The organism is Mesobacillus thioparans (genome assembly GCF_965138835.1).
GTDB classification, from domain to species: domain Bacteria; phylum Bacillota; class Bacilli; order Bacillales; family Cytobacillaceae; genus Mesobacillus; species Mesobacillus thioparans.
Map to the genome: position 1 here is coordinate 60357 of NZ_CBCSFH010000013.1, position 15486 is coordinate 75842.

A 15486-nucleotide genomic window follows, 5' to 3' on the forward strand; every position below is an offset into this window, starting at 1 on the left:
TAGAAAGTTGGAATTTTATATATTCAAACATTTATATTGTAATATAATATTTCAACCTCTATAATACATAGTACACGGACAGTTGTATTTTTAAAGAGGACAGTTGATGGATTTCTTTTAACTGACCTTATGCAATCAAAGAGAAATTACTTGTGGGGGAGATGACGATGAATAATTTACTGAAGAAGTTGAATCAAGTAAGCCTGGTGAAACAAATCATTGTCGGTTTGTTAGTTGGTGTGATCCTGGCACTGACGATTCCGGATGCCGCAAAGCCGGTTGCTATTTTAGGCTCCTTATTTGTAGGTGCCTTGAAAGCAGTGGCTCCTGTTTTGGTATTATTCTTGGTGATGTCGGCGATTGCCCAGCACAGACGCGGGCAGAAAACAAACATGAAAACGGTTATTTCCCTGTATCTTTTAGGAACATTCGCAGCTGGACTTATTGCCGTCCTCGCAAGCTTCATGTTCCCGGTTACCCTAAAGCTTACAGCTGGCGCTGAGGGCATGACGCCTCCTGGCAGTGTCGTCGAGGTGCTTAAAACATTATTGCTTAACATTGTAGATAATCCGGTTAACGCTATTATAAATGCTAATTATATCGGTATTTTAGCCTGGGCCGTCCTGATTGGACTTGCTCTGAAAAATGCAGCAGATTCAACCAAAACGGTGATCGGGAATTTAGCCGATGCTATGTCCAAGATCGTTGCCTGGGTGATAAAATTCGCTCCGCTTGGTATCATGGGCCTCGTATTTGAATCAATAACTTCAAATGGCCTCAGTTCCTTGCTTGGCTATGGAAAATTGCTTGCCGTCCTGATTGGCTGCATGCTTGTTGTTGCGCTTGTCGTCAATCCAATCATCGTGTTCACGTTGATCAGGCAAAACCCATATCCGCTTGTTTTTAAATGCTTGAAGGAAAGTGGGATCACCGCCTTCTTTACAAGAAGTTCAGCTTCCAATATCCCTGTGAATATTAAAATTTGTGAAGAATTAGGGCTTGATAAGGACTCCTATTCTGTTTCGATTCCATTGGGCGCAACGATCAATATGGCTGGAGCAGCTGTGACGATTTCCGTCATGACACTGGCTGCAGTCCATACACTCGGCATTCAGGTGGATATTCCAACTGCCATCATTCTGAGTGTCATGGCTGCCATCAGTGCTGCAGGTGCCTCAGGCGTTGCCGGCGGTTCGCTGTTGCTAATCCCGCTTGCATCCAGCTTGTTCGGCATCCCGAATGATGTCGCCATGCAGGTGGTTGCAGTAGGCTTTATCATCGGCGTTCTCCAGGACTCCTTTGAAACTGCGCTTAACTCGTCAACAGACGTTTTATTCACCGCTGCTGCAGAATTCAAGAAATGGCGCAAGGATGGAAAAGTCATCGACATCAAAAAAGCATCGTAAATTGGCTGGATGGCCGGTACGCTTTTCACTTATTGGCGAAAAAGAATATATATCGATCACATTCGATGATAGATCAGCGGGTTTTCGGTTTTTTCGGCTATATTTATAGATCTATTACCCACTTTTTGGAATAGATTGACCACAACCACTGGGAGCATGGGGAAGTCCTTTTGCTTCCAGTGGTATTTTGTATTAAGATAAGATAAAAGTGCACATCAATTGAGGTGCGCTTTTTCTGTGTAAACAAAGTTTTGAAGAAGACACGTAAAGATGCTGGAAAATGCGATAAAAAAGGAGTCAAAGATGTCAAAAATAGATGAAAAAAAGTTTTGGAAGCACGCTGAGGCACCTGTACGGCTGATTGATGTTTTATCAGCTCAGACTAAAGCTGAATTAGACGCGATCCGTTTTTCCGGTCACTCTGGATGGCCAAAAGCAATATGCGATGCCAGTTGAGCTTTTAGAACAATTATCCGTTTACCAAGAAACAGCTTTTAAATGCCGGTGAGCCGGGATTCATTGATCGATCTCCCGAAATGGTAAAATTCCTCCGGTTTTTAGCTGAATCATTTGAGATGACAGCAGAGGACAAGGATGAAATTGCAGAAGCATTAATCTACATGATCAATTCAAATGATCCGCCATCCAAATTGATCGAGTATTTACAAAGTGGTTTCGAATTTCCTACCTTCGAATTTGTGCAGCAGCTGACAGCACATATCATGGAAGTTTACAACAATACACGTCAGTGGGCCCTGAAAGGTTACAAACCAACGGAGCTGCGAAAAGAGAAGGAAAAACATTTGAAGTCCATGCCGGTACATCCTTTTAGCCAGCCACAGGGTGCCTCGAATGTAATCGATTTTAGCACCAGGCAGAAAGTGGGACGTAACGACCCCTGCCCATGCGGAAGCGGAAAAAAGTATAAGAAATGCTGCGGGAAATAGCCATTCATCACTGTTGAAAGAAGGTATTTAAGTGAAATCTGAAAAAGAGAAGATGCTGGCCGGGGAAATGTACAACCCTGCTGACCCGCTTTTGGTAAAAGATCGTGAGGAAGCAAGACGAAGAGTCAGGATCTATAATCAGACGCTGGAAACAGAAGGTGAAAAAAGAACGCAGTTACTAAAGAAATTGCTAGGTTCTACCGGAGACGCTGTTTTTATGGAGCCGAATATCCGATTTGATTATGGCTATAACACCCATGTAGGTGAAAACTTTTTTGCCAATTTCGACTGTACCATCCTCGATGTGTGTGAAGTCCGTTTTGGCGATAATTGCATGCTCGCCCCTGGCGTGCAAATCTATACGGCCACGCACCCGCTCCACCCGGCTGAACGGAACTCTGGCAAGGAATATGCAAAGCCGATCACGATTGGAAACAATGTATGGATAGGCGGGAGTGCCATCATAAATCCAGGAGTGACGGTGGGAGATAATGTAGTGATTGCATCAGGCGCAGTCGTCACAAAGGATGTCCCGGATAATGTTGTCGTTGGCGGCAACCCGGCTAGAGTGATTAAACAGATTGAGGTGTAAGGCGGAAGGTTACGTGTTTGAAGTGATGTGAGGGTACTTGGCTTGTTTTAGAAAACATGGGGCTACTTCGGACAAAACCAGTGAGAAGGACCGGAGAAATGTCCGAACCCGGGGCTACTTCGGACAAAATCAGCGAAAAGAACTGGAGAAATGTCCGAACNCGGGNCNACTTCNGACAAAATCAGTGAGAAGAGCCGAAGAAATGTCCGAACCCGGNTCTACTTCGGACAAAATCAGCGGAATGAGCCGAAGAAATGTCCGAACCCGGGTCAATTTCGGACAAAATCAGCGGAAAGAACCGAAGAAATGCCCGAGCGTGTTAATGATTGGAGGGAACAACTATGAAGGAACCGGTCGTTATTGTCGGGGCTGGATTGGCAGGGCTTCGTGCTGCTGCTTTGCTTCAAGCTAATGGAATCAGCTGCCGGGTATTGGAGGCGCGTGATCGAGTTGGGGGAAGGGTTTTGAGCATGGGGGCCAAAGCTATGCCGGAGCTCGGCAGGTTTGATCTGGGTCCAACCTGGTACTGGCCGGATCATGAACCTGTCATTACGGATCTGGTCAAAGAACTTGGGTTGCCCACCATAGAACAGCATACCTCGGGCGCCATGCTATTCGAGCAATCGCAATCCGGACCGATTCAGCGGCATGCTCTGCCAGAAGGGGCTGTTGAGAGGTCTATGCGGCTGGCTGGCGGGATTCAGTCTCTTATTGATGCTATTGCGGACTCGCTTCCTTCGGGCACAATCGAGCTGAATACACGGGTTACGGCAATCCAACTCGATGATCAAGTTACAATTGAAGCGGAAGAATTCAATGGAAAAAAGATGAGCATTCGTGCTGAAGCAGTAATCCTGGCATTGCCGCCTAGGATTGTCGCAGACAGGATCGACTTTTCACCTTCTCTCCCTGTTGATGTCTTGGCCAGCCTTAGGGACAAGCCGACATGGATGGCAGGACAAGCCAAGGCGGTTGCGGTTTATGAGCGTCCATTCTGGAGGGAAGAAGGTCTTTCCGGACAGGTCACCAGCTGGGCCGGCCCTTTGCAGGAAATCCATGATGCCTCGCCTGAAAATGGCTTTGGTGCACTTTTTGGCTTCTTCGGCATTCCGGCAAAAATTCGGCAAGAACTAGGTGAGGAACAGATACATATGCTTGTCTTGGAGCAATTGACCCGGCTTTTTGGCCTGATGGCGAAAAAACCGATTGCTCTCCTTTACAAAGATTGGTCAGGCGATCCTGAAACAGCAGTAAAAGAAGACCTTCCTCCGTTGACCAGCTTCCCGGACTATGGCCTGCCGGCTGGAGTCAGTTCGTGGGAAAATAAGATTGTTTTTGCAGGTACCGAAACAGCACCGGGGCATGGCGGCCATCTTGAAGGAGCTTTGCTATCCGCTGAGCGAGCGGCATCTGTTGTGATGAAGCTGGCTGAGGAACTCAAATAATAACGATAGATAGTAAAACGAAAGGGCGCTTTTTCCGATAAAACGGATGAAGCGCTTTTTTTTGCGCGATTTAGAGTTCAGTAAAATGGCTTATCTTCCATATGTGCTTCAGCTGGGAATTGTAAATCTACTTTCTATATAATTCACCTTATGGTCTATTTTACCTATTATCTGCACAGTGATATAGTAATAAATAACTAACTTGAGAGGACGCTATATTATATGAGTTGCAATGCGTGTTTGGTTGGAAATTTACAGTTTGAGATACGAGTAGAAGGGGACCAAAATTTGTCCATCTATCCTGAAGTGGTTCGTCACATGGAGCGTAATGGTGAACTGATGCGGGCGGAAGGCGGTTCGCTGGTTGTAAGCGAAGCAGGGATGAAGGATTTCCTTGATTTTTGCCAAGACCATATGGAACCGGATGAAGTGGTTTTTCGGCTGGATGAAGGAAAGTGGAGAACTCTTTCGGAGGCGGAGGACATCCTCGAAAGCGAGTGGATCGACGAAGTCATCCGCAAGCAGCAGGTTACTAGCCATGCCCAGCCGATTGTTGACGCGGGAGCCGAGATTTATGCCCATGAAATGCTGGCCAGGTTTTACCGGGAGGACGGTTCCGTGATTTTTCCCGGTGAAATTTTCGGTGCCGCTCGGAAACGTGACCGGTTATATGCACTTGACCGGATTTGCCGGATGGCCGCGGTCAGGGCAGCTTCATTTACCGACAAGAAGGCGTTCATCAATTTTATCCCGACATCGATTTATTCTCCGGAATTTTGCCTCAAGTCGACCACGATGCTGGCTGACCGACTGGGAGTCGATTCGGGACGGCTTGTGTTTGAAGTCGTTGAAACGGAAAACGTCGAGGATACAGATCATCTGAAAAGAATCCTCACTTTTTACAAAGAAAAGGGCTTCCGGTATGCGCTTGATGATGTTGGTGAAGGATACAGCACATTGGAGCTGCTCTCCAATCTTCAGCCGCATTACATGAAACTGGATATGAAGTATGTCCAGGGAGTTGCCGCCGATCCTCAAAAGCAGCGGACCGCTTCTGCATTTTTAACAGAAGCGAAGAAGCTGGGATCTGTTCCGCTTGCGGAGGGGATTGAATCAGAGGAAGATTTTGAGTGGCTAAAGGAGAAAGGATATCAGCTGTTCCAGGGATACTTGTTCGGCAAACCCGCGCCAATTAGCAGTCTGGTTGAAGGATGAAAAAAAGAAACCGTTCATGTGACGGTTTCTTTTTTAGGTTATATATCATCGGCATAATGCAGGGAACGCTTTGCTTCCAACTTCTTTTTCATTTCTTTTATGGCTTCTGTCAGGAGCGCGATGTCCTTGAGGATTTGCTGTTTGATGGCTGTGTCGGCACTTGATTGATAGTCGTTTTTCAGTTGGCTCAGTTCCCGTTGGAATAGAAAAAGTGTAAGCAGCTTAATCTCCCCCTTTGGTGAAACAATCATTCTCTCTTTCTCTGTATATAGTACAAAATACCCAATGTTTTTTCTTTTAAACATAAAAAATGGTAAAAATCCTCTCCCGCCGGAATGGGGAGAGGATTTCATACTTACGCTGTTGTCTTCTTTGCTTCAAACACTGCTACAGACTCTTTCCTCTGGTAATAATACCAGTTCAGGACAATGGACAGCACGTAGAAGCCGATGAAGATGAAGAATGCAGGGGCATAACCTCCGGAAATGTTCACGGACCAGCCGAACAGCTTTGGAATCAGGAAGGATCCATATGCTGCGAATGCTGCCGTAAAGCCAAGGACTGGTGCAGCTTCTTTTGGAACAAAGATTCCAGGTATCATCTGGAATGTTGAACCAGAGCCAATACCAGAAGCGATGAACAGAAGCATGAATGAAGCCAGGAAGCCGCCGAATTGCTTTGTACCCAAGAAGTAAATGACACTTCCAGCACCAGCCATCATCACAACCAGAACGATGGATGTCAGCTTGGCGCCGCCCATTTTATCAGCCAGCCATCCGCCGATAGGGCGTGCAGCTGCAGCAAGGAAAGCACCTAAGAATGCTAAGGAAATATATTCAGGGAACTGTGTTTTCAATAAAAGCGGGAATGCCGCTGAGTAACCGATGAAAGATCCGAATGTTGCCACGTAAAGCCATGTCATGATCCAAGTGTGCTTTCTTTTTACAATGACGAATTGGTCAGCGAATGATTGCTTTGTGCCAGGCAGGTTATCCATGCCAAACCATGCTGCGATTGTGACGATTGCAATCGGGATCAGCCAGATGAATGCTGCGTTTTGAAGGAAAACTTCCTGACCGTTAGATAATTTCTGTCCATCGCCAGCGATGAAAGCGAATGTTCCAGTGGTAATGATTAACGGTGTTACGAATTGGACGACAGATACACCCATGTTGCCTAAACCGCCGTTGATGCCAAGCGCCGTTCCACGTGCTTTTTTCGGAAAAAAGAAGCTGATGTTGGATGAAGAACTTGAAAAGTTTCCGCCACCCAATCCGCAAAGTGCAGCGAGTAAAAGCATCACTGAGTATGGTGTGTCAGGATTCTGTACCGCGAAGCCGATGCCGACAGCAGGAATCGCAAGCACGGCAGTTGTCAGGACTGTCCAGTTGCGTCCGCCCATCATTCCCACTCCGAATGTGTACACAAATCGCAGCGTTGCACCCACAAGACCAGGCATGGCAGCCAATGCGAAAAGCTGTTGATCAGTAAAATTAAAACCAATATCATTAAGACGAATTGCAACCACAGACCAGATTTGCCAGACAATGAACGCGAGCATCAAGGAAGGTACCGAAATCCACAAGTTACGTTGGGCATGTTTTTTTCCTTCAGATTGCCAGAAACGATCGTCTTCAGGATTCCATGTATTTATGCGAGCCATTTTAATTCCTCCATATGTGATTGAATGTTTACAAGATTAATAAACCATTTATATCACAGCCAAGGTGTGACGAACCTCACATTTGGAGACACCATCACAATTCTGTCAAAAAGTCTTGAACACTTTTTGACAAGAAGGCAATTATGGGATGCTTAGAATGCTCATAAGGGTATATAAGCTTGTTGCGTAGCGTTTTATTGATGGGTTGAAAAGGAATCGGGGAAATACCCTATATTTTATTTGCGGTGAAGGTACCACCTTTGCACAGGTATGTCCCCTTATTTCTGTTTTTACCCTAATTGCGAAAATCAAATTATATCGACCACATTTCGATATATATCAGCGGATTTTTGATTTTATCGACCATATTTAAAGAGATATCGAACACTTTTTGCAATATATCGACCACGCCCATAATTTAGTGTTGTTATGAAATTAGTTGAAATTACGAGGCAGATGATTTACTATCAATTCATAACACGATATATTGTGTTGTTTAATTAAAACACAACTAAATATTGTATTTACCGGTAAACATGGTGTCTGAACAAGACTTAATAGGGAATCTGGTGAGAGTCCAGAACTGTTCCCGCAACTGTAAGTGCTGACGAAATAAGGAAGAACCACTGTCTAAAAATGGATGGGAAGGCCTTAAAGTAGGGTGAAGCACAAGTCAGGAGACCTGCCATATTTATGCGTGTTATCTTCTTCGGGAATTGGGAAGGTATTACGGGGATAAATTGATAGGCTCATGAATTTTTTGCAGATACATATGTGAGTTGTTAATTGATCAACGTTACTTAAACCCATCTCCCCGAGATGGGTTTTTCTCATTTTTCAGGGAGCATTTTTTACACACAGGAGGTCAGTAATGGAAGGATTATCTACAAATGTGTCCAGGACTTTGCAAAACCGGCTGGTTTTGCCTCCGGACACGAATCATCTTGGAACGATTTTCGGCGGAACGGTGTTGTCCTATATTGATGAAATCGCAGCGATTGCAGCGATGAAGCACAGCAGAAGAGCAGTTGTCACAGCCTCGATTGACTCGGTGAATTTCCTGTCTTCCGCGGTAGTCGGCGATATTTTAACGCTGGAAGCCGTCGTGATTTCAACAGGCAGGACGTCAATGGAAGTATTCGTGAAAGTGGAAAGTGAAAACTTAAAGACTAGCAAAAAGACGTTGACGACCACCTCGATTTTAACCATGGTGGCAAAGGATGAAAATGGTGTGCCTGTTCCGGTCGCCGGGGTCATTCCGGAAAGTATTGAGGAATGGAAGCTATTCAACACGGCGGACATGAGAAGGCAACATAGGCTGGAAATGAGAAAAAGTAAACAAGCAGGAGGAGTCATCGATGAAAATTCAAGTAAAGGATGATCATGCAGCCACACTGATTACAGAAATCGAAAAATCGTTCCCTCGATTAGATTTTTCACCATTCAAAGAAAAGGTCTGCCAGGGCCTTGAAGCCAAGAATATGACAGACGACCAGATTGATAACATGTTAATTTTGACAGCAGTCGAAAGAATCGGCCGGGATGAACCTGACTGGACATATGCAGCTGCACGGTTTTACTTGAAAAAATTGTACAAGCTTAGTGCAGGCTTTCGAGAAGGAGTTGGTTATGGATCCTTCTATGATTTAATCAATAGACTGATAGAGATCGGGATTTATGATAGCGAAATATTAAAAACCTACTCCCAGGAAGAAATCGAATACCTTGAAAAAGTAATCGATCCCAACAGAGACAAATTATTTACCTACATAGGGCTTGTCACGATGGCGGAACGGTATCTTGCACGCACTCAAAAAGGCGATTTTGCTGAGCTGCCCCAGGAGCGGTTCATGATCATCGTAATGACCTTGCTGGCTGAAGAACCGAAGGAAAAACGGCTTGGATTGGTTGAGGAGGCATATTGGGCGCTTTCTAATCTTTATATGACCGTGGCGACACCGACGCTTGCGAATGCCGGCAAAAGCTATGGCCAGTTATCGAGCTGCTTTATTGATACGGTAGCAGATGATTTAAGGAGCATCTATGATTCCAACACGGATATCTCCACCTTGAGCAAGAATGGCGGCGGCATTGGCGTGTACCTGGGGAAAATCAGAAGCCGCGGCAGCGATATTAAAGGCTTTAAAGGGATTAGTTCCGGGGTGATCCCGTGGATGAAACAGCTGAACAACACAGCAGTTTCGGTCGATCAATTAGGGCAGCGGCAGGGTGCGATTGCTGTTTATCTCGATGTGTGGCATAAGGACATCTTCCCGTTCCTTGATGCAAAACTCAATAATGGAGATGAGCGCCAGCGGACACATGATTTATTCACGGGCATCTGCATCCCGGACTTATTCATGGAGCAGGTAGAAAAACGGGGCGACTGGTATCTGTTCGATCCACACGAAATAAGGCGCGTAATGGGATTTTCGCTTGAAGATCATTTTGATGAGGAAAAGGGAGCTGGGTCGTTCAGGGAAAAATATTGGACCTGCGTCAATCATTCAGGTTTGTCACGTGAGGTCGTTCCTGCGATAGAAATCTTTAAATCGATTATGATTTCCCAGCTTGAAACCGGCACCCCTTACATGTTTTACAGGGATCAGGTGAACAGGCTGAATGCCAACCACCATAAAGGAATGGTTTACTGCAGCAATCTGTGCACAGAAATCACGCAGAATATGAGCCCGACTCTCCTTGAAGAGGAAACAGTGGAGGATGGAAAGATTTTAATCTATAAAAAACCTGGTGACTTTGTCGTCTGCAACTTGTCCTCGATTTCCCTGGGGAAAAGTGTGGTGGATGATGTACTTGAGAGAGTAATCCGTATTCAGGTCAGGATGCTGGATAACGTCATCGATATCAATGAAATTCCTGTGCTGCAGGCCCAAATGACCAACAAGAATTATCGGGGGATCGGACTGGGAACATTCGGCTGGCATCATCTGTTGGCTCTGAAAGGAATCAAGTGGGAAAGCGAAGAGGCGGTAGAATATTGTGATGCTCTTTATGAAGAGATCGCCTGCTTAACCATCAGTGCAAGCCTTGAGCTGGCAAAAGAAAAAGGGGCATATCCTTATTTCGAAGGTTCCGATTGGTGTACAGGACAGTTTTTCAAGAAGAGACAGTATGCTGGTGAACGATGGGAGAATCTCACTGAGGAAATTAAAAAGCACGGCATCAGGAACGGTTACCTGATGGCAGTCGCGCCAAACTCTTCAACATCGATTCTGGCAGGTTCGACGGCAAGCATCGACCCGATTTTCAGGCTCGAGTACTCAGAAGAAAAGAAAGATTACAAGATTCCGGTGACAGCACCTGATCTATCAGCTGAGACGATGTGGTTTTACAAAACGGCCTACAATGTGGACCAGCATTGGAGCATTAGGCAGAATGCACGGCGGCAGCGCCATATTGACCAATCCATTTCGTTTAACATTTATGTGAAAAATACAATCAAGGCAAAAGCGCTGCTGGACCTGCATTTGGATGCCTGGAAATCTGGCTTGAAAACAACTTATTACGTCCGCTCAACATCGAGCAGTGATTGGGACGAATGTGAAAGCTGCCATAGTTAAGATGAAGGGGAGGAAAACGATGAAACTATTGAAGAAAAGATCACTTGTCGAAGCCGATGCGCCAAATGCTTCGACCGGGATTATAAATGGGCAAAGTTCAAATATCCTGAATTGGGATGATGTCCGCTTTCCATGGGCTTATCCAAAATATAAGAAAATGCTGGGCAATTTCTGGACCCCTTTTGAAATCAACATGTCAAAGGATGTTAAGCAATTTTCGATGCTAACCGAAAAAGAACAGGATGCCTTTTTAAAAATTATCGGGCTTCTGGCGCTCCTTGACAGCATTCAAACCGACTACGCCGGCAAAGTGGCTGATTATTTAACCGATTCCAGCTTAAATGCCCTGATGATCATACTGGCGCAGCAGGAAGTAATCCATAATCATTCCTACAGCTATGTGCTGTCAAGCATCGTATCCAAATCGAAGCAGCAGGAAGTGTTCGATTACTGGAGGACTGAGCCAATCCTGCGCAAGCGGAATGAGTTTATAACAGACGGATACAAAGATTTTGCCGAAAATCCTGATGTTAAGAATCTGTTGCATTCCATCGTCTATGATGTCATCCTTGAAGGCCTGTTCTTCTACTCAGGCTTCGCGTTCTTTTACAATCTGGCGCGGAATCAGAAAATGGTCGGCACCAGCACGATGATTAACTACATCAACCGTGATGAACAGCTGCATGTTGGGTTATTCGAGAAGATTTTCAAAGAGATTCTCCGTGAGAATCCTGAGTATGACTCAGAATCATTGAGGGAGTTTGGAACTGCAGCCTTCCGGGAAGCTGCTGGCCTTGAGATTGAGTGGGCGGATTATATTATCGGCAACAATATCGATGGCCTGCTGATGTCAGATGTAAAAGCCTATATAAAATTCATGGCCAATAAACGTGCAGAACAGCTGGGCTTTGCAGCGCCTTTCGAAGGATATCGGACCAATCCGTTAAGATGGATCATCGCCTATCAGGAAGTCGATCTTGGCAAGACTGACTTCTTTGAGCAAAAATCGAGACAGTACACGAAAACATCCGATGAGAATGGATTTGATGAGCTATAAATTTTCCTGTGCAGATTATTTTTATAAGCCTTACCTTTGTATTTTGATCCAGAAAAGAGCCATGATCTTGAACGATCATGGCTCTTTTTGGGATAAAATCCTGTCAAAAGAGAAATGTGATGAACTCCCAGCCTGCAGTGGCAAAAGCAACCAGGCGAATGTCAGGCCAATCAGCTGTCTATTCTCCTTCTTTTGCTGGAATAATTCTTGTATGTGTGTTGGCTTAAAGACTCTTGGTGGGGCCTAAGCAAGCTTGCCTTAATTTCTCTTAATGCTGACCGGGTATAGATAAGGAGATTCCGGTTCTTCGCTGATCTCCCATTTTGATACTCTTACCAGCGGAAGGGGAGTGTCCATATAGGAGCCTGTTTCGATGACACCCTCTATTTTAATCCAGGTGTCCTTTTCGATCTTTGCTGCATCCGGGAATTCTGATAAAAATCCGATGATGCCTGCATCGGCGACACAGTGGGTGACAAGGAACCGGGATACAACCAGCTGGTCTTCTGAGAAGCCCTCTTCTTTATAGACGAATCCATAGAGGCTTACCTTCCGGCCCTGAAACTTATCGATGTCGGAGCTGATTGCTTCATAATAGGAAGAATAGATACTGTCATTAAAAAGGATGGTGGATCCTGTTTCCAGCTCTTTCATCTTCTTATTGTACTCTTCATCAGTCATTAGATTTTCATAACCTGTGGCAGTCCCGGTGCCTTCGGTTAAGTCGGCCTGGGGATAGCCCTCTTCAGGTTGCTGTCCTTCATCACCGGTTCCCAGGCTATCTGCCTGTTCCGCCGTTTCATTTGTCCCCGGGCTACCCTGCCCGCTTTTGCTCGAACCGGCAATCGAAAGCATCGCACCCTTTTTGTCAGCGACAGCAGAATCGAGAACCTTTGCTGGAAGCATGAAGCCTGTGAGCAAAGGAAGGACGATGATGGAGTAGGATATTAGTTTTTTTGCCGTAAAAGGTGTTGTTCCGTGGTCATGATGATGTTCATGGTCATCGTGGGAGCAACATTGGTCTCCATGACTGCACGAAGCATGGTCATCCGAACTTTTTACAGTCCAGACGCGAGTAATCTGAATGAAAAACAGAATCAAGAACAGGAACGCAGCAGCCTGGCTAAGCAGCGAATACTTCGGATTGATGAACAAGTAAATTTTATCCGTGAAATGCATGGAATAGATCATAATGGAAAAGCCGAGCAGGATCATGGCCCTTGCGGCTTGTTGTGCATGGAATTGCATCGACAACGCCTCCTAAAGCATGCTGCTGAACAGCATCAGAATGGTAAATACAGTTCCTGCCACTAGCGCCAAAACGGTCATGACAAATTTAATACGGAACACACTCATCATGATCAGCGTGTTTTTCAAATCAATCATTGGCCCGAAAATCAAGAAGCCGAGAATTGAAGTAGAAGGGAAGATACTGCTGAACGATGCACCGATGAAAGCATCAGCTTCTGAACAAAGAGACAGGAAGTAGGCAAGCCCCATCATCACGGCCAGAGAAGAAGCAGTTCCGCTTCCGATTTCGAGCAGAGTTTTCGCCGGCAAATATGTCTGGACCAGGGCCGCAAGGAAAGCCCCGATGATTAAGTACTTGGCCATATCAAAAAACTCGTCTATGGAATGTTGGAGCATGGCCCAAAACTTCTCAAGAAAAGATTGATTCTTTGAATGGCTGTGACTTCCAATAGAAACGGAAGATTTAAATTGTGTCCCTTTGAAAATCATCCCCACAAGCAAGGCTATGATGATCGCGATGACGAAACCTATGCCCATGCGCAAGGCTGCAATTTTAAAATCATTCCCGAATGCCATGTAAGTTGATGCAATGACAATCGGATTAATAAGGGGGCCAGTCAGCATGAAACCAATCGCTGCTGCTATAGGAACTCCTTTACCAACAAGCCTGCGGATGATTGGTACGATTCCGCACTCGCAGGCTGGAAAAAGAGCGCCTACACTGCAGCTCATGACAATCGCCAAATATTTGTTCTTCGGAATCCACCTGCTGATATGCTCCTCGGTGACAAAAATCTGAATCATTCCTGCAATCAGCACCCCAATCAGAACAAACGGGAAGGCTTCTATTAAAATACTGAGGAATATGGTATTCAGATTTAGAATGGAAGAAGGGATTTCCAGCTTACTTTGAAACCCCATCCCGAGGCTCAACAGCATAAGAAATGCAAGGATGACAGCAAAACCTGTAATGTCAAATAAATTAGATCGGATTAATCGAATCATTTTCTCCTCCTAGTTACATTTACTAGATTGTACTAATTGAATGAAGAAAATATGTGCAATCTAGCAAAAAGACTATCAATTTAACACTATTTTCAGCGTCTGAAGATTTTTCCGCATCAGGCTAAAATAGTCTTCTTGATTCTTCATATCTTCAGCTGAGATGGACTCGAGATTATACAGGGTAACTGTCTCAGCTCCGATTTCTTTTTGAATCATTTCTGCCACGCGGGAAGTAACATTTTGTTCAAACGCAATGTATTTTAAATCACGTTCTTTTGCTTCTTCAATCAACTTTGTCAATTCTCGTTGTGAAGGCTCCTGGGTAGGAGAAAGTCCATTGACAGCAATCTGGATGATTCCATATCTATCTGACCAGTATCCATACGCTTCATGGGCGACAAGCAGATGTTTGTTTTCAGCCCGGTCAATCACATTCTTGAATTCGTGGTCCAATTCCTTTAGCTCTTTCTCAAGCTGCGCGAAATTCTGTTCAAATTCCTGTTCACGATCAGGCATAAGCTCAATCAAGGAATCTTTGATATTTGATGCCAGTTTGATAGACAGGATGGGATCAAGCCATACATGTGGATCTAAGTTTTTATCATGGTGCTCCTCGTCCGGGTGAGTGTTTTTTTCGTCGTGATGTTCTTCATCGGAGTGAGCGGCTTCTTCGTCGTGATGTCCTTCATTCGAGTGAGCGGCTCCTTCGTTGTGGTGCTCTTCATCGGGGTGAGCGGCTGTTTCGTCGTGGTGCTCGACTTCGGAATGAGCGGCCTCTTCGTCGTGGTGCTCTTCTTCGGAATGAGGAGCTTCTTCGTCGTGGTGCTCGTCTTCGGGTTGAGCCTCTTTTCCTTCATGAGAATGATTATGGGTGGACTCGATCATTTCCACGTTTTCTGCGGCTTTTATAATCCTGACTTTTTCGTTTTTCAAGGCTTGCTCGGCTTTTTCCGCAAATCCTTCGATTCCGGCACCGGAATAAATGAATAAATCAGCTTCTGCAAGCTTCAGCATATCTTTCGTGCTTGGTTCGAAGCTGTGGGCGTCTACATTAGGAGGGTAGATGCTTTCCACATCCACAAATTCACCGCCGATTTTTTTGGCAAAATCCTGAAGAGGGTAGATGGTTGTATAGACCGTCAGCTTGGCAGCTTCTGAATTTTTAACTGTGGCTGATTCCTTGCTGGAAGAACATCCGGCTAGTGTAAACCCCACTAACAGCAGTAAACCAAGTGATAGCTTAGTTATTTTCATAGTGAACTCCTTAACTAATTTATTTGTTAATCGAAATGATTACGATTTAAAGTGTAAAACAGAAAATCAT

General features: G+C 45.1%; 14 protein-coding genes and 1 riboswitch. Of the genes, 9 read left to right on the forward strand and 5 right to left on the reverse strand.

Annotation, left to right across the window (positions count from 1 at the left end; all coding sequences use genetic code 11):
- The first annotated feature begins 167 nt into the window (after positions 1-167).
- The 6 genes from sstT (at position 168) to ACNAZ4_RS18655 (ending at position 5605) form a co-directional block, all read left to right on the forward strand.
- Positions 168-1406 (forward strand): serine/threonine transporter SstT, encoded by a 1239-nt coding sequence (gene sstT / locus ACNAZ4_RS18630; RefSeq protein WP_415816899.1) that lies wholly within the window; start codon positions 168-170, stop codon positions 1404-1406.
- Positions 1407-1709: 303 nt separating this feature from the next.
- Entirely contained in the window at positions 1710-1862 is a 153-nt protein-coding gene (locus ACNAZ4_RS18635) for a hypothetical protein (RefSeq protein ID WP_415816901.1), read from the forward strand.
- Between the two features lie 80 nt (positions 1863-1942).
- Positions 1943-2353 carry a YecA family protein gene (locus ACNAZ4_RS18640; RefSeq protein ID WP_415816903.1) on the forward strand — a complete coding sequence of 137 codons (411 nt, stop codon included), beginning with the start codon at positions 1943-1945 and terminating at the stop codon, positions 2351-2353.
- Between the two features lie 31 nt (positions 2354-2384).
- On the forward strand, positions 2385-2945 hold the full coding sequence (locus ACNAZ4_RS18645) for a sugar O-acetyltransferase (RefSeq protein ID WP_415816905.1): 561 nt from the start codon (positions 2385-2387) through the stop codon (positions 2943-2945).
- Between the two features lie 341 nt (positions 2946-3286).
- Positions 3287-4390: a flavin monoamine oxidase family protein gene (locus ACNAZ4_RS18650; protein ID WP_415816907.1), complete on the forward strand. Its 1104-nt coding sequence runs from the start codon at positions 3287-3289 to the stop codon at positions 4388-4390.
- Between the two features lie 288 nt (positions 4391-4678).
- A complete protein-coding gene (locus ACNAZ4_RS18655) occupies positions 4679-5605 on the forward strand; it encodes an EAL domain-containing protein (protein WP_415816909.1) in 927 nt (308 codons plus the stop codon).
- Positions 5606-5643: 38 nt separating this feature from the next.
- On the opposite strand, the gene ACNAZ4_RS18660 is transcribed toward ACNAZ4_RS18655, so the two are convergent.
- Positions 5644-5910, reverse strand: coding sequence for a hypothetical protein (locus ACNAZ4_RS18660; protein ID WP_415816911.1), 267 nt, complete (start codon positions 5908-5910; stop codon positions 5644-5646).
- 50 nt (positions 5911-5960) lie between these two features.
- The gene (locus ACNAZ4_RS18665; RefSeq protein ID WP_415816913.1) at positions 5961-7268 is read right to left on the reverse strand and encodes an MFS transporter; all 1308 of its coding nucleotides are present in this window, start codon (positions 7266-7268) and stop codon (positions 5961-5963) included.
- A 520-nt stretch (positions 7269-7788) separates the two neighbouring features.
- Positions 7789-7972: riboswitch (cobalamin riboswitch) on the forward strand.
- A 167-nt stretch (positions 7973-8139) separates the two neighbouring features.
- On the opposite strand from ACNAZ4_RS18665, the gene ACNAZ4_RS18670 reads away from it, so the two are divergent.
- The 3 genes from ACNAZ4_RS18670 to ACNAZ4_RS18680 are packed head-to-tail and all read left to right on the forward strand — an operon-like array spanning position 8140 to position 11906.
- Positions 8140-8649 (forward strand): acyl-CoA thioesterase, encoded by a 510-nt coding sequence (locus tag ACNAZ4_RS18670; RefSeq protein WP_415816915.1) that lies wholly within the window; start codon positions 8140-8142, stop codon positions 8647-8649.
- The gene (locus ACNAZ4_RS18675; protein WP_415816917.1) at positions 8627-10849 is read left to right on the forward strand and encodes a ribonucleoside-diphosphate reductase subunit alpha; all 2223 of its coding nucleotides are present in this window, start codon (positions 8627-8629) and stop codon (positions 10847-10849) included. The genes ACNAZ4_RS18670 and ACNAZ4_RS18675 overlap by 23 nt, the downstream gene beginning before the upstream one ends.
- Positions 10850-10868: 19 nt before the next feature.
- A complete protein-coding gene (locus ACNAZ4_RS18680) occupies positions 10869-11906 on the forward strand; it encodes a ribonucleotide-diphosphate reductase subunit beta (RefSeq protein WP_415816919.1) in 1038 nt (345 codons plus the stop codon).
- Between the two features lie 258 nt (positions 11907-12164).
- Here ACNAZ4_RS18680 and ACNAZ4_RS18685 read toward each other — a convergent pair whose 3' ends face one another.
- From ACNAZ4_RS18685 to ACNAZ4_RS18695, 3 genes are all read right to left on the reverse strand, one after another.
- Entirely contained in the window at positions 12165-13154 is a 990-nt protein-coding gene (locus ACNAZ4_RS18685; RefSeq protein ID WP_415816921.1) for a TIGR03943 family putative permease subunit, read from the reverse strand.
- A 12-nt stretch (positions 13155-13166) separates the two neighbouring features.
- Positions 13167-14162, reverse strand: a complete 996-nt coding sequence (locus ACNAZ4_RS18690) for a permease (protein WP_415816923.1) — start codon at positions 14160-14162, stop codon at positions 13167-13169.
- 75 nt (positions 14163-14237) lie between these two features.
- Positions 14238-15416: a metal ABC transporter solute-binding protein, Zn/Mn family gene (locus tag ACNAZ4_RS18695; RefSeq protein WP_415816925.1), complete on the reverse strand. Its 1179-nt coding sequence runs from the start codon at positions 15414-15416 to the stop codon at positions 14238-14240.
- Positions 15417-15486 lie beyond the last annotated feature (70 nt).